The sequence below is a fragment of the Fibrobacter sp. UBA4309 genome (assembly GCF_002395745.1).
Lineage (GTDB): Bacteria > Fibrobacterota > Fibrobacteria > Fibrobacterales > Fibrobacteraceae > Fibrobacter.
In genome coordinates this window covers 1-14,927 of sequence record NZ_DGUN01000056.1, presented here as the reverse complement: position 1 = coordinate 14,927, position 14,927 = coordinate 1, and the positions used below count along the sequence as shown (strand labels likewise).

General features: G+C 55.4%; 12 protein-coding genes. 1 reads left to right on the top strand and 11 read right to left on the bottom strand.

The features are described from left to right. Positions 1-43: 43 nt before the first annotated feature. Positions 44-2,092, bottom strand: a complete 2,049-nt coding sequence (locus tag B3M32_RS08435; RefSeq protein WP_290745338.1) for a hypothetical protein — start codon at positions 2,090-2,092, stop codon at positions 44-46. A 202-nt stretch (positions 2,093-2,294) separates the two neighbouring features. Next, positions 2,295-4,373 carry a glycoside hydrolase family 9 protein gene (locus tag B3M32_RS08430; RefSeq protein ID WP_290745335.1) on the bottom strand — a complete coding sequence of 693 codons (2,079 nt, stop codon included), beginning with the start codon at positions 4,371-4,373 and terminating at the stop codon, positions 2,295-2,297. A 399-nt stretch (positions 4,374-4,772) separates the two neighbouring features. On the opposite strand from B3M32_RS08430, the gene B3M32_RS08425 reads away from it, so the two are divergent. Then, positions 4,773-5,714, top strand: a complete 942-nt coding sequence (locus B3M32_RS08425) for an aldolase catalytic domain-containing protein (RefSeq protein ID WP_290745332.1) — start codon at positions 4,773-4,775, stop codon at positions 5,712-5,714. Positions 5,715-5,873: 159 nt separating this feature from the next. Here the strand turns inward: B3M32_RS08425 and rseP are convergent, their stop codons facing one another. The 9 genes from rseP to B3M32_RS08380 form a co-directional block, all read right to left on the bottom strand. Next, a complete protein-coding gene (rseP, locus tag B3M32_RS08420) occupies positions 5,874-7,253 on the bottom strand; it encodes an RIP metalloprotease RseP (protein ID WP_290745328.1) in 1,380 nt (459 codons plus the stop codon). A 72-nt stretch (positions 7,254-7,325) separates the two neighbouring features. Further along, positions 7,326-9,257, bottom strand: a complete 1,932-nt coding sequence (locus B3M32_RS08415; RefSeq protein ID WP_290745325.1) for a glycoside hydrolase family 9 protein — start codon at positions 9,255-9,257, stop codon at positions 7,326-7,328. A 163-nt stretch (positions 9,258-9,420) separates the two neighbouring features. Further along, positions 9,421-10,635: an alpha/beta hydrolase fold domain-containing protein gene (locus tag B3M32_RS08410; protein WP_290745322.1), complete on the bottom strand. Its 1,215-nt coding sequence runs from the start codon at positions 10,633-10,635 to the stop codon at positions 9,421-9,423. A 158-nt stretch (positions 10,636-10,793) separates the two neighbouring features. Next, a complete protein-coding gene (locus B3M32_RS08405) occupies positions 10,794-11,939 on the bottom strand; it encodes a 1-deoxy-D-xylulose-5-phosphate reductoisomerase (RefSeq protein ID WP_290745319.1) in 1,146 nt (381 codons plus the stop codon). A gap of 14 nt (positions 11,940-11,953) precedes the next feature. Beyond that, complete coding sequence (locus B3M32_RS08400) at positions 11,954-12,304, bottom strand: hypothetical protein (protein WP_290745316.1); 351 nt, start codon at positions 12,302-12,304, stop codon at positions 11,954-11,956. 14 nt (positions 12,305-12,318) lie between these two features. After that, the gene (locus B3M32_RS08395; protein ID WP_290745314.1) at positions 12,319-13,200 is read right to left on the bottom strand and encodes a phosphatidate cytidylyltransferase; all 882 of its coding nucleotides are present in this window, start codon (positions 13,198-13,200) and stop codon (positions 12,319-12,321) included. Continuing rightward, positions 13,193-13,903, bottom strand: coding sequence for an isoprenyl transferase (locus tag B3M32_RS08390; protein ID WP_290745311.1), 711 nt, complete (start codon positions 13,901-13,903; stop codon positions 13,193-13,195). The genes B3M32_RS08395 and B3M32_RS08390 overlap by 8 nt, the downstream gene beginning before the upstream one ends. A gap of 12 nt (positions 13,904-13,915) precedes the next feature. Further along, the gene (gene frr, locus B3M32_RS08385) at positions 13,916-14,449 is read right to left on the bottom strand and encodes a ribosome recycling factor (RefSeq protein ID WP_173342210.1); all 534 of its coding nucleotides are present in this window, start codon (positions 14,447-14,449) and stop codon (positions 13,916-13,918) included. 68 nt (positions 14,450-14,517) lie between these two features. Beyond that, positions 14,518-14,927, bottom strand: a 410-nt coding sequence (locus B3M32_RS08380) for a uridine monophosphate kinase (protein WP_414655177.1), incomplete at its 5' end; no start/stop codon positions are given.

The following is a 14,927-nucleotide window of genomic DNA, read 5'->3' as shown; positions in this document are numbered from 1 at the left end:
ATAGAAATATATCTAATTATGGAAAAATGCGGTTTGACAGGAATCACCTTACGGCAATCCGCCAAGCACCCATCATCTTGCCGTCGCTGACGAGTTGAACCACCATCAAGCCGCCGCCCGCAAACGCGCCCAAATCGACACTTGCGTGCGGAGCGACAACGGAACGTTCAAGCAACAGATGGCCCTGGGCGTCAAACAGGCGAAGCCTTGTCTCGCCCGCAGGGGCATTTACATTCAGCACATGCCCGTCCAACCCGATTCCGAAACCGGAGTTCTTTGTCACCGCGAAACCCTGTTTCATTACCGACGAAGACGATTCCCGCACAACCGAAGAAGAGCTCCTTCTCACGAACGAAGACGAGCTGTTCACGACAGATTCGCTCGAGGCTATTACGGCAGACGAACTGGAACGTTTCTGCGAGCTGCTCGACGGCGGAACCGCCGAGGAACTCGAGCTTTCCGGTTCAGACGAACTGGAGCTCTGGACAAATTCGCAATCTGTCACCTGCACGCCCTGCTGCATCGCGAAGCAGACATTCTCGCTCTTTTCGGTAATGCTATACAGATGAATTTCCTTCGCGGTTCCTCCCCATGAGACAAACGGTCCGTACTCGACCACCTTCTGCGAGCCCGGATACGGATCGTCCTTCAGGTTGCCGCCGCCGCTCCAGGAATTCACGAATCCGTCATCATAGTTGGTCACCCTGAGGTTGCCAGCCTCGACAACGTCTATGCGCTGGTGGGTCTTGTCGTCGTTCATCGCGTCATTCTGCCAAGCTTCATTGTTATAATCGATATGCCAGATAAGCATCCCGTGATTCGGCAACTTGGAATCCCATTTGTTCAGCTGGCGATTTTCGAGGATATACCATTCGTCCTTGCTGAAAGAAATGCAGAATGCGAAGTTGCTCTTTCCAAGCGGAGGAATGGCCACAACGCCGTTCGACACGACCAACGAATCATATTTCAGCCAGCCCATAAAATTTCTTTCGAATGCGCTGTAGTTCGGCGGCGTGATTCCGCCGTTGTTGTACATGCCGGTCGCCATCACGTCCCAGGCATGCGCACCTGGAGCCTGGTATTGCGTACCCCTGAAATCATTATAGCAGTCATCGCTGTACACGCAATAATGGTCCTTGAGTCCCATCGTATGGCTGAATTCGTGAACGAAAGTCGGGAACAGGTAGTCTTTCTGCTGGATGATGAAATAGCTGTTGAACTTCTTGTTCTTGCCGGCATTCACCCTGCCGTCACTCCAGCCGTTTCCATTATACCGCAATTCGTACTGGAACCCGCCCAGATGCTTATCCCCGGACTTGACCTCTCCCCCGGCAAAAAGGACGCAGAGGGCATCCACGTTGCCGTCATTGTCGGAGTCATAGAGTGTTGCGTCGAAATCGGGGTACTCGCTCAGCAAAGTCTCTATACCCTTCTTGACCAACGAGTACTCGTTGCCGATGTAATTGGAAAAGGAATCGTTCACCTTTACAAAGTACAGGTCGTAAGCCGGCACGAACTTGCCCGAAGACTGGTCTACAAAATAATCCCTCACGGAACCCGTGTAGTTGTTCTGGGTATAGTTTTCCTGGTTCAGGAGCCCGTTTACCTTGGAAGAATCGAGATTCCGCGTATTGTTGTCCTCGATGAGCAGGACGGGGAACCTGTTGGTTCCGTTTGCATGGGCGTTCGCCGGCGGAAGCCGGAGTACAAGCGGGGCGTTATCCGATACAGCTTCCGAAGACACATCCGAGGCCGATGAAGACGCCGCAGGAACCCAGGGCGCACGCTTGGCCCGTTCCCCCGAATCCGGGCGCTTGAACCTGTCCGGATGCCCCTCCCGGTGTTTGCGGCGAACCTTCTGCCTGTCAAGCCCCTTCAGGAACTTCTTTGCCTCGGCGGAACGTTTCCCGGCATTCTTCGCCTTGAATTTCGAGGCGGCGCCATTCTCGTCGGCATAGTAGTACACGCCATTGGAATCACTGACCACGAGGAACCCGTCCTCGGTCTGCGTATAGCGGTAATGTTCATCACCCACGGTACGAACCGTAAGCGAATCTCCGTCGTTGACAACAGTCGTCGGCAGGGGATTCAAAGGATATGCAAAGGTATTTACGGACATAAGTCCGAACATGCCCAAAAAGAGCGGCATAAATCGAAAACAACCCATTTCCATCTATAAAACCTCTATACTAATATACCCTTTCCTTTACGGAAAGGGCTATAAATCCGTGTAAAAACGTTTAAATAATGTGTTATGTTTCGATTCTAAGCGTTTTTTTTGTTTTTTAACGATTCTAGCGGACTACGATCCTCTTGGCACCGAGGCCCGCGACCTTGACCATGTAGACACCGCTCTTCACGGATTCCAAGTTCACCGTCACGCCTCCGTTATGGAGTGCACCCGCGGCAACCTTCGCACCGTGCACATCCACGACCGAGAACTTGCCGTCACGCATGCCCGGCACATCGATCGAGAGTACGCGGCCCTGCAGGCGCACATCCATCGACGTGACCGATGCGATCTTCTTCTGCGGGACAGACGTCGTCGGCAAAATCGACACATCTTTCTCGTCGTAACGAGTCGCAAGCGCCATCAGGTACCAGGTGCTGTGCGGGAGCCACTGCTCAACCCAGCGCCAGTTGTTCCAGGGTTCATCATAGGGGAATCCCACCGCAGTAACGCCGTCATCGTCCCAGGCGATGCCCGAACCGTCACTATTCTTGCCGGTAATGCCGTTCGCGATGCCGCCCTTGAGAGTCGCATCGTAATCGGACTGGCCGTCATACTTCGCGGGGACTTTAGTACCGAAACCGTACATCATACAAGTGGCATAGGGGTTCTTGCCCAGAATCCAGTCGAGCTGGTCGGTCGCATACTTGTCAACGGCATCAAAGCCATCCTGGTCCAATGCGTTGAAGGCGTAAACGGCGGCCGCGGCAAGGCTCGCCAAGCGGGCATCCTCGCCCTGCCACCAGTATTTGGATTCGTTGACATGCGGAATGAAGAACCCATCCTTAATCGAATCGTTCCAAAGGAATGACTGGCGTGCATAACCGAACGGGTTGTCCACCTTGTTGGTAATCGACAAAAGCCAGTTGTAATGCTTTTTAACGGCATCGTTCACATCCACGGTACTGCTACATCCTCCGGTACAGAGGTTCAATTCGACTTCAGCATAACGGATGAGCGCGATGAGCGGGAGGCCGGCATCGCTCGCGTGCCAGAACGGACGGGTCTTGGCGTCGTCGCTCCAGAAGTAGCCGTCAGTGCTCAGGCGTCCCGTGAGGCTTGCAGCGCGCTTGTCCGCATCCGTCTTATACTTGTCTTCGCCTGTCGCCGCATAGAGTTCCGTGGCGGCAAGGAGTGCCGTGTAGTCGTCGATGATGTTTTCCTTGCCGTCGTCGCAGTAGGCACAGTTTCCGCCGATGCTCTGCTTTTCGGACAAATGGGCGTACGCCTTCTTGGCCGCGTCCAGGTACTGTTCCGATGTAAAGTCGCCATTCACGCGGAGCATCGAGACGCGGGCAAGCGCAGCAATCGCCATGCCACCGCCTTCACGGAAAGCCGTCTGGTAATCGGTAGTCTTCTTTCCGTCTTCGCCAGTGAACGCGCAGAGTTCTCGGCTGGCCAGGGGATTTCCCCACACATCGAACACCGTCATGTAGAAGAAGCCCTGCTCGTCGAGCATGCGCACCAAAAAGTCCGCACCGAAGGCGGCCTCTTCGGCTGTCTTCGCCTTGGTCGTCGTCTTGCCGAGCAGTGTCGGGATGTGCTCCGCCGTATGGGCAAGCACCCATGCCGTCAGCGGGATCTGCTGCGGGTTCAGGTAATTCGCGTAAGAAAGATGGGAGAGGTACTTGCTCACGTCGCCGCTCGCATCGTACCAGCCGCCATGCACGTCGAGTTTCTTGTCAGACTTGTACACCGGAAGCTTCGAATCCCACCCCACGATGGTCGAGTTCACCGCGCGGTCGTCGTAGAAGTAGTCGAGCACCGCCCCGAGCGTCGCCGTGGCAAGCGCATTTTCGGCAATCTTGAATTCGCCCGAGTTTACCGGCTGTCCGTTCTCGGTGACCTGCAGCGTGTAGGAACCTGCGGCAACGCCCCTTTCGAGAGTCGCGACATAGAACTTGCCGTTGTTTACCCAGTTGTCCGGATTGGTACCCTTCGAGAGCTTACCCGTCTGGACGGCATTGCCGCTAGACATCAGCTTGAATTCGGCGCCTTCGAGCTCGCTATCGCTCTTGACGATGATGCTGATGGGCTTGCCGGCATCGTAACCGACCTGGTTAAAGTAGAAGAAGGAATTGGACCAGGCGCTGCCAACGGCCAGGGCCAACAGGGATGAGGCGAGAATTAACTTGTTTTTCATGCTCCAAATCTATATTAATGTCGCCGAAGATGTCCGAAACGCAATGAAAGAAACGGATTCTTGTGATTTTATTCTACGCAAATATTGCGTATATTAAAAAGAAAGTTGTTTTCTCCCATCCTCGGCAGGCAGCCTAGCCCCATTTCAATGCCCGAGCGAACCCCCTTCAAGGCTGCACACAGACCAAGATTCTACTCGATTCGCGAAACAATATGACGCAAAATTACTCAAATTTAGGCATTTCTCGGATATTTAACGCCAAATTTGCGTTAATAGCATATATTTTTTCACCATTCTCAACTTTCTTGTTGCCCGCCCACCCGCAAAGATTTACATTTACCGCCGTCAGCAAAAGAAAACCTAACCACTGTTTACTAACCACTAACCACTTATAATATCATGTACTACGAAAGCATCAAAGTCCTCGACTGCACCATCCGCGACGGCGGCCTCGTCAACAAGCACGACTTCTCCCTGGAATTCGTCCGCCGCCTCTACACCCTCCTCACCGCAGCCGGCATCGACTACATGGAAATGGGCTACAAGAACTCCCCCGAGCTTTTTGACCCCAAGGAATACGGCCCGTGGAAATTCTGCGACGACGACCTCCTGTGGAAAGTGAAGGACGGCATCGATTCCAAGATGAAGATGGCCGTGATGGCCGACGTGGGCCGCGTGAACATGGACGCCGTGAAGCCCGCCTCCGAAAGCCCCTACCAGATGTTCCGCGTGGCAAGCTACGTCAAGAACATCGACAAGGGCATCAGCATGGTGAATGCCTTCCACGACATGGGCTACGAGACGACGCTCAACATCATGGCCGTGAGCCGCGACCGCGGTCCGGAACTCGACGAAGCGCTCCACCAGGTGCAGGAAGAATGCAAGGCCGACGTGCTCTACCTCGTCGACAGCTTCGGCGCGTTCTACCAGGAAGACATCGACAAGGAACTCGCCCGCTACAAGGGAATCGTGAAGGGCAAGAAGTTCGGCTTCCACGGCCACAACAACCAGCAGCTCGCCTTCAGCAACACGATCCAGGCCATCATCAACCACGTGGACTACCTTGACGGTTCCGTGTCGGGCATGGGCCGCGGCGCGGGCAACTGCACCACCGAACTTTTGCTCAGCTTCCTCAAGAACCCGAAGTACGACCTGCGTCCGGTTCTCGACGCCATCCAGGAACTGTTCCTGCCGCTGCACAGCAAGTACGAATGGGGCTACATCATTCCGCAGATGATTACGGGCATGCTCAACCGTCACCCGCAAGACGCCATCGCCGTCCGCAAGACCGACGAGAAGGACATGTACCGCAAGTTCTACGAAAGGATGATTAACGACTAGGAGCCGAGCGTCGCGGAAAAATGCTCGCATTTTTCCATGACCGAGGCGACGAGTTGTGGACTTGCAAAGCAAGTCCCACGACTAATCCAAAAGGCGAATCCAGCACGAAAGCTTGCTTTCGTATTGGCGATAGGGACTGCGACGCAGTCCCTTAATTTTTTATTTCAGGAACAGCGACAGCTTCCCGAAATCGAGAATCGTGATGAACACGAAGAAACTGATGAAGAATGCAGCCGCGACATTCTGGATAATGCCCTGAGTCTTGATAGACAGGGGCTTTCCGCGCAACTTCTCTAGGCCCAGGAACATCAACAGGCCGCCATCGGTAATCGCCAGCGGCAACAAGTTCATTACGCCCAAGTTAATGCTGATGAGTGCGAGGAGCATCAGGAAATCCTGGAAACCGCTCATCCACACGTTACCCATGACGGCTACAATTGTGACGGGGCCGGAAAAAGCATCTACCTTGACCTGTCCCTGGAACATGCGCTTGAAATAGCGGAAAATGCTCGTCGTCATTTTCCAGCTGGTCGCACAAGTCTTCACAAAGGCATCGACAGGACCGCGACGAACAATCTTCGTTTCACGGAACAGCACGTAACCCATCTGGATTCCGACCATGTAGCGCTTGTGTTCCTCGTTGTACACTGGCGCCAACGTCTTGGTCAGCGTATCGCCTGCGCGGATGACCGTAATGTCCACGGGCTCGCCCTTGCTGCCGTCAATGATGCGCACCACGTCTTCGTAGCGGGAAATGTGTTCGCCGTTGATTTCAAAAATCGTATCGTTCTGGAGAATGCCCGCCTTCTCGGCCGCAGAGCCCTCGACAGGCGGAAGGCGGACCATCACGCGGTTACGCGGATATATACCAATGTCACCGATGCCCATCTTGATTTCAGAGCCGGAAGAATCCATAGCAGGCACAACCAGTTCTTCAGGAACGACTGTCACCGTAACCGGTTCGCCGCCACGGTGGACTATCAGCGGAACCTCTGCACCGAGGCTCACGCCGATCTGTTCACGGAAATCGTCCCATCCCTGCGTCGCCTTGCCGTTAATGCCGACAATGGTATCGCCGGGCACAATCCCCGCCGTAGCCGCCGGGGAATCCTTTGCCACGAATCCGATGATAAGGTCGTTGGTCGCCGGCTCCTGCACACCGATCATGTACAGCAACATCAAAAGCACAAAGGCAAAGACTATGTTGATGAACGGCCCGGCAAATGCTATCGCCGCACGCGCCCCCACCGACTTGCCCACAAAATCGCGTTCGTCCGGCACCTGGCCTTCTTCGATCGTATCGGGATTCTCGCCCGCCATCGCCACGTAACCGCCAAAGGGAATTGCAGAAATGCAATATTCGGTTTCCCCGTGGCGAATTTTCAAAAGCTTTTTGCCGAAACCGATGCTGAAGGTGTTTATCTTCACGTTGTTCCACTTGGCCACCATGAAGTGGCCGAGTTCGTGAATCGTCACCAAGAAACTGAGACCGAGAAGTCCCAGCACGAACATCAACACATTCGAAAACAACGTTTCCATCGTATCCCCAATTTAGAAAAAAGAAGGGCCGACGGAAAAATTCCGCCGACCCTGGCACACACCAAACTTGCCTTAACGCAAACGGTTGCCCTTCGCACCGTACCGTTTACCGTTTCTTTCTACATAAAGCCTGTAATCTTCCAGGCGGAATCTCGTTGGGCTCTCCGTCATGCGCAAATTGACCGAGCCCGAATTCTTGCGGATAGACAAGGTCCATTGCGAGCTGCTGGAATTCGGGCCGACCGAACCGGAACTCGAAACCACCGCAGAAGAGGAACTCGAGGGAGCCTCCGAAGAACTCGACACCTGGGTTCCGGAGTTCCTCGCCACGCCGTTTGCGGCAAATTCAGGAGCGTGTCCGGCATTCAAGGCTTCAAGTGCTCCTGCAAGGTAAGCGAGGGGGGCGTTCCAGTTGATGGCCACCTCGTTCGTCGCGTAACTGCACTGCTGGTCGGTGTAAGCGGTAGCCGCCTGGCCAGTGCGGTAATCGGCACACTTCCATTCCGCAGCGGAACCGATGTCTTCGCCACCGGGCTGCGGACCACCCACGAGCATTCCCGGAATCGGGGCCGTCACTCCATCCGAAGTACTCGGGCGGTGATGCGGGTGCATCGGGGATTTCGCACCGTATCCCGTCACGAACGACATATCGAGCGGATTCTTGCCGAGCAGGTAATCGAGCACCTTGAGCGCGGCGGTATAGTACTTTTCTTCGCCGGTGAGGTAGTAGGCGTGCAACAGCCACACGCCCTGATTGGACGCTACCGCGTTCGAACCCCAAACGAAATCATCCTTCGCCATCACGACGCCGAAACCTTTCTGCGAGCGGGCAACAAAATTATCGGCGGTACCCAGAATTTTCTGCTTTGCTTCGTTCGCATCGCCGCCAAAAACAGTCGGGTGCGTCGCCTTTTCGTACGTGGCCAAGCCCGCGACATCGCCCCAGTAGGAGATATACTCCGTGGTGCCCGACTGCTTGTAGGAGCCGTCACCTGTGGCAATCGCAAGTTCCGTACCCGCGAAGAGCTTTTCATCCGTCGCGTTGTCGCCTTCGTAGGCACCAGTCGACACGTCGGACGGGTTCGCAGCAAAATGCACGTTCATGTTGTTGGAGCCCCAGGAATACGCCTTCTTGGCGGCCTCCAGGCACTTGCCCGCATAGTTTGCGTCGAAGGGCTTGTACACGCGCGAGGCCACAGCCATCACGCCGGCAAAATCAAAAGCCGCCTCGGCGCTCTTACCGATAACGTAAAGCTTGGAATTGTCCTGAGCTGGCATCACGTCGCCCGGGAACCCCAGGGAAGTGAGCTTGTGGTAAACAGCGCCGTCGCTTGCCTGCATGGTGAGCATCCAGTCCAGATTCCACTTGATTTCGGCAAGCAGGTCCGGCAGGCCATTGTCGGCCGGGATATTCCACTTGAGCGTCTTGAAATATTCCGGGAAATGTTCATACAGCGAGAGGAGCGTATAGGTGGTAATACCCGAGTTCACGATGTAACGGCCGTAGTCGCCGGCATCATACCAGCCCTTGGTCGAATTGACGGTACCCGAGCCCGCAGAATTGTGCAGTTCGACCGTCGCGTTCGTATGGCCCGCCGCTCGGCTCCACTGCCCCGCATAACTGGATTCCAGCGCCATCGATGCACGCTGGTAATAGAACCACTTGGCGGCCGCCTTGAAAACATCCTTGAAAGGTTCTTCTTTTACTACGAGGTCGCTGCGGAGGACATTCCCGCCCACCTTGATAGAGTAAGTCCCGGGAGCCTTGAGTTCCGAGAAATCAACGAGCTGTACATTCTGGCCGCTGGCATCCCAAAACGAGGCCGCTTTCGGAGTCACCTTGAGCGCCGTCTGGCCGGAAGTATTCACAATTTCAACATCGCCGTTCCCCCCGACAAGCGCGAATTCCTTAGAATCCGCCGGACGGAAACCAACCTGGTTTATATAGGCATTCGCAGCAAGGACACCCTGTACATAAAGCGCCGCGGATGCTACGAAAAACACGGAAGCAAATCTATCCAAATCATCCTCTCTCGAAAAGACGTGCAGGCATTCACACGCTCAAGAGAGAATATAAGGAAATTATGCCTGTTCCAGCCCGCTAGAGAATGTAATACAGAAATATCCGTATCAAGTGTACGCAGTCCGTGTAATCCCGGTCACATTCCTAGCGTTTCGCGAAGCGGAATGTGTGGCGGGCGCCGGACCTGGACGTTGCGACTACATAGTAGACGCCCGGATCCAAGCGCGAGAGGTCGAGCGAGGAAGACTTCATCACGAGGGTTCCGTCAAGCGCGAACACCTTATACGACACCGGTCCCGACGCCATCGAGCGCAATACGGGAAGTGCCGTTTTCGATGTGTCCTGCCCGCTCGTATCAGGCGGGGTAACAACGGAGGTGTCCTGTGCGCTCGTATCCGGCGGAACAACGACCGCAGCGGCCTTGGCCTCGCGGGCCTTATTCAGGAATTCAACCGCCTTGTCCAAGTTCTCTTTCGCGTACATCTTGTCGCCGCCATGGGTACCGCCCGACACCTTGACAAATTCCGTTACCACGTTGTGGTTCTTGAGGGAATCGTAGAGTTCCTGGCTCTGTTCGATATTCACGATGTTGTCGGACGTGCCGTGGAACAGGATTACCGGAGGATCGTCATCGCTTGCGTAGTAGGGCGAACTCGCGACCATCCACTTGTCCTTGTTGCCTTCGCGTTCCACTCCGATGAAGGCTCCTTCGTAGGTGCCGCTTCCCATGAAGTTGTTGATGGGATTCATCGTGTAGATATTGGTCGGAGGGGACCAGAGCACGGCGCCGTCAATGCAACTGCTGAATTCATCAAAGTCGCCAAGGTCGCCGACGAGGTCGACTGTCACCGAACCGGACTTGCCTTCTTTCAAGCCGCAAGTCGTCGCCGTAAGGCTCGAAAGGTGGCCGCCCGAAGAGAACCCGGACATCGCGATAAACGACGTATCGATTTTGTACTTGGCCGCATTGCCGCGCAGGAACCGCACAACCGCCTTGAGGTCATGTAACTGCGCCGGATACTTGGCATCGCTTGCCGAACGATGGTTCGGGGTCACGACAGCATAGCCCGCCTTGACATAGGCGGCACAGATGGTACTCAAGTCTGCCGAGCCCTTGGAATCATTCATAGCCCAAGCGCTTCCGTACGTGTGGATAACCACCGGATACGATTCCTTCGCTTCCTTGGGAATGTAAATATCAAGCGTATGGTAGGTTTTTCCATCGCCAACGTAGTTCACGTCAGCTGTCTTGTCGGCATCCGGCACACTGCCGCCACTCTGCGGCCCACCGAAACCGCCAAATTGGGCAAACGCAGACACGGCCATGAGAAGGCCTGCCACCATAACCATTTTCTTCATTTCCAACTCCTTTTGACTCCTTTTGGGAGCATAAACTAAATCTACCCAAAAAAAAGGCCTTATACAACAAGAAGGCGCATCTCCCGTTGTATACAAAAACAACCCTACTGCCTTTTTTGGGGCAGTAGGGCCATTTCTGTGAAACCGTCTTTGTAAAATTACTTTATCAGTGCCGCAGTCAGCTTACGGGCTTCGGCATCGGCTTCGAGCACCTGGTCGAGCGTGAGGTGGCCAGTCACGGTGGGAGCGCCCGCCATGATGGTTTCCACGTGCTTCGGGATGTCGGTGAACTTGAGGTTTCCCTTGAGGAATCGATCCACGAGAACTTCGTTCGCGGCATTCATCATCGCGGGGACGATACCGCCACGGCGGCCCGCCTCGAACGCGAGGGCGAGGCAGCGGAACTTGTTGAAATCCGGCTCGAAGAACGTAAGTTTCGCGAGCGTCGGCAAGTCGAGACGCTTGGTCTCGAGCGGCAGGCGGTCGGGCCACGTGAGCGCCACCTGGATAGGAATGCGCATGTCGGGAGCGCCGAGCTGGGCCATGAGGGAGCCGTCGCGGAACTGCACCAGCGAATGCACCATGGACTGCGGATGCACAACCACCTTGATCTGCTCGTACGGGATGTGGAACAGGAAATGCGCCTCGAGCACTTCGAGCCCCTTGTTCATCATGGACGCAGAGTCGATGGTAATCTTCTTGCCCATGCTCCACACCGGATGGTTGAGCGCATCGGCGACCGTGATGCTTTCAAACTTTTCGACGGGCCATTCGCGGAACGGACCGCCGGACGCCGTAATTTCGAGGAACTCCACTTCCTTTTCGGGGCGGCCGGAGAGGCACTGGAAAATGGCGCTGTGTTCGGAATCGATAGGCGTAATAAAGGACTTCGGATTCTCGGCGAGCTTGTCCCAGATGACCGGGCCCGCCATGACCATCGTCTCCTTGTTGGCGAGCGCCACGTGCTTGCCATGTTCAATCGCAGTTATAGTCGGGAGGCAGCCCACCGCACCCATCAGGGCGTTGATGATGATGTCGGCCTTGGGGTCGGCAGCGAGTTCGCACAGGCCTTCCATGCCGGCAAGCACCTTGATGCCGAGTTCCTTCTCCAATTCCTTCGCGGCGTTCGAATCGAACATGCACACGCGTTCCACCTTGAACTTGCGCACGATTTCGGCGACTTTCGCCACGCTGCTGTTCGCGGCAACCGCATAAAGATTAAAGATATCGGAATGTTGCAGGATCACGTCGACACTGGACGTGCCGATAGAACCAGTCGCACCGAGCAAAACCACGTTTTTCATTTTAAATCCTTCGATTAATCCTCAGGCCAATAGCCCAGGCAATCATCCATGACTTCTTCGAACTTTTCGTCGCGATTCACGTCCGTGAACGTCGTGTCCAATTCTTCCATGTGATAAGAATTCATGTATTCTTCGTAACGGACCGAAGTTTCATCGACCCACGTATAGATTTCGATAAAATTCCAAGTCGTCGCGCTGTATTTCCAGACGTTGTCTTCTTTCTTGAAGTTGCAACCCGGTTCCACCTCGTTCTTGGGCTGAGTCTTGACGGCTTCTACCGGATTATCGGACGCTTCGTCGCTGCAGGCGACAAGACCGAAGGTCATCGCCAACGCGAGTGCCCCGACAACAAACTTGATTTTCATAGATTTCCTAACCTTTATGCGATATTCTTGAAAAAGTCCATGAACAGGTAGAGAGCAGGGGCTGCGAGGTAGAACGAATCGCAGCGGTCAAGCACGCCACCGTGCCCCACGAACAGGTTGCCCGAATCCTTCGTGCCGCTCCAGCGCTTGAGGGCGCTCATCAGCAGGTCGCCTGCCTGGCCCGCGACCGTGAGCATCACGCCGATTGCAATGGCAATCGCCCAATTGAACTGCACGTTGAAAGAAGAGAGCGCCGAACTGCACATGACCCAGTATGCCACCCACGCCACCGTCGCGACGGAGCCCGCGATACTGCCTTCCCAAGTCTTCTTGGGGCTGATACTCGGAGCGAACGGATGACGACCGAAAGGTCCCTTGCCGGCAGCGAACTTCCCGAAGAAGTACGCCACCGTGTCGCAGAGCCACATGGATGTCATCACCAGGATAAACGCATAGCAATGTTCAAAGCCCTGGCCGTTGCCCATCATCATCACGTTCATGCCGCCCCAGAGCCCTATGTAGAGCGGAGCGCCGAGCTGCATCACGAGCCACGGGAACAGGTGGTCGATTTCGACCTTCGCATAAGCGACAGCGATGTAGATTGCAAAAATCACGAGGAACGTCATGCCCACAACATAGGGCACGGCAGGCAAACCAAAATAGCCGCCCTTCGAAAGCGCCCATGCGAGGGTCAGCGCAAGCGAAGAGGCAAAGGAGAGGTAGCGTGTGTCGGGTCCCTTGTACATTTTGGAGGCCATGCCCGCCCATTCCCAGGCGCCAACGCCAGCCAAGAAGCACATCAGGCCGATGCGGCTGTAGTCGCAGAACCACAGCAAAAAGAAAACGACTGGAATGGCGACAAACGCCGTAATCAATCGTTGAGCCAAGTTACTCATGCAATACCTTCCCAAACCTTCTTTCGCGGGTTTTGAAAAATTCAACAGCCTTCAGGAATTCTTCCTTGGTGAAATCGGGCCACAGCGTGTCCGTCACGTAGAATTCGCTATAGGCAGCCTGCCAAAGCAGGTAGTTCGAGAGCCTGAACTCGCCACCCGTACGGATAACCAGATCCGGGTCGGGCGCCCCCTTCAAGTACAGGTTCCTTGCAAAAACGTTTTCGTCGATCTCGTCTATCTTGAGCGTGCCCGCAGCAACCTGCGCTGCGATGGACTTCGCCGCATCCACGATTTCGAGCCTGCCGCCGTACGAGATGGCGAGGTTCAGCTGCATGCCCGTATTGTTCGCCGTCTTGTCGATGGCGGACTGCAGGGATGCGCGGGGTTTTTCGGGCAGGCGCTCCATGTTCCCGATGACCTTGAGCTTTACGTTCTTCTCCATGAGGTCGGGGATTTCCTTCACCACCATCTCGATGAGGAGGTTCATCAGGTAATCCACTTCCTTGCTGGGTCTGCCCCAGTTCTCGGAACTGAACACGTAGAGCGTCATGTGCTCGAGGCCCAGGTTCACGCCGACTTCCACCGCGTCGATGGTCGCCTGCGTACCCTTGCGGTGCCCGAGGAAACGCTCAAGCCCGCGACTGCGGGCCCAGCGCCCGTTGCCATCCATGATGATGGCGACATGTCTAAGCTGATTTGCCACGCAAGCCCCGGACTACACCTTGAGGAGGTCCGCTTCCTTTTCGGCGAGGATAGCGTCGATCTGCGCAATATACTTGTCCGTCGCCTTCTGGATTTCGTCCTGCTGCTTCTTGACTTCGTCTTCGGGCAGGTCCTTGTTCTTCTTGATGGCGTCGTTCGCATCGCGGCGGATGTTGCGGATTGCCACGCGGCCTTCTTCGGCGTGCTTGCGGGCAACCTTGGCAAGTTCCTGGCGGCGTTCAGACGTAAGGATGGGGAGCGTCACGCGGATGCAGTTGCCGTCCTTCATCGGGGTCACACCGATGTTCGCGGCAAGAATGGCCTTCTCGATCGGATCGACCATGGTCTTTTCCCACGGGCTCACGAGAAGCATGCGCGGTTCGGGCACGGAAATCTTCGCCACCTGCGAAATCGGAGTCGGAGTGCCGTAGTAGTCGACACGGACGTCGTTGAGGATCGCGGGGCTGGCCTGGCCAGCGCGGATCTTGGAGAATTCACGTTCGGTGGCCTCGATGGCCTTTTCCATTTTGTCGGTATATTCGGACATAGGTTGTAAACAGTGGTTAGTGGTTAGTAAACAGTGGTTAGGAATGAAATAAATATAAGTAAAAATCCCTAGCAATGCACCAGCGTACCGAGGTCGCCTTCGATGGCCGCGCGGGTCAAATTGCCTTTTTCCATCTTGAACACGAAGATGGGCATGTTGTTTTCCATGCAGAGGGCGACGGCTGCGGTGTCCATGACCTTGAGGCCGCGGGAAATGACTTCTTTGTAGCTGATGTCGTCAAAGCGGGTGGCGGTGGGGTCCTTGACCGGGTCCGCGGTGTAGATGCCGTCGACCTTGGTGGCCTTCATGATCACGTCGCATTCGCTTTCGATGGCGCGGAGGGCGGCGCAGCTGTCCGTGGTGAAGAACGGGTTGCCCGTACCGGCGGAGAAGATAACCACGGAGCCCGCAGAGAGAAGCTTGAGGGCCTTGCGGCGGTCGAAGAATTCGCAGACCGGTTCCATGCGGATGGCGGACA

Excerpts from the sequence above, each read along its gene's own strand:
- B3M32_RS08430 (WP_290745335.1), bottom strand. The coding sequence starts at position 4,373 with ATGAAAAACAAGTTAATTCTCGCCTCATCCCTGTTGGCCCTGGCCGTT.
- B3M32_RS08425 (WP_290745332.1), top strand. The coding sequence starts at position 4,773 with ATGTACTACGAAAGCATCAAAGTCCTCGACTGCACCATCCGCGACGGC.
- rseP (WP_290745328.1), bottom strand. The coding sequence starts at position 7,253 with ATGGAAACGTTGTTTTCGAATGTGTTGATGTTCGTGCTGGGACTTCTC.
- B3M32_RS08410 (WP_290745322.1), bottom strand. The coding sequence starts at position 10,635 with ATGAAGAAAATGGTTATGGTGGCAGGCCTTCTCATGGCCGTGTCTGCG.
- B3M32_RS08405 (WP_290745319.1), bottom strand. The coding sequence starts at position 11,939 with ATGAAAAACGTGGTTTTGCTCGGTGCGACTGGTTCTATCGGCACGTCC.
- B3M32_RS08400 (WP_290745316.1), bottom strand. The coding sequence starts at position 12,304 with ATGAAAATCAAGTTTGTTGTCGGGGCACTCGCGTTGGCGATGACCTTC.
- B3M32_RS08395 (WP_290745314.1), bottom strand. The coding sequence starts at position 13,200 with ATGAGTAACTTGGCTCAACGATTGATTACGGCGTTTGTCGCCATTCCA.
- frr (WP_173342210.1), bottom strand. The coding sequence starts at position 14,449 with ATGTCCGAATATACCGACAAAATGGAAAAGGCCATCGAGGCCACCGAA.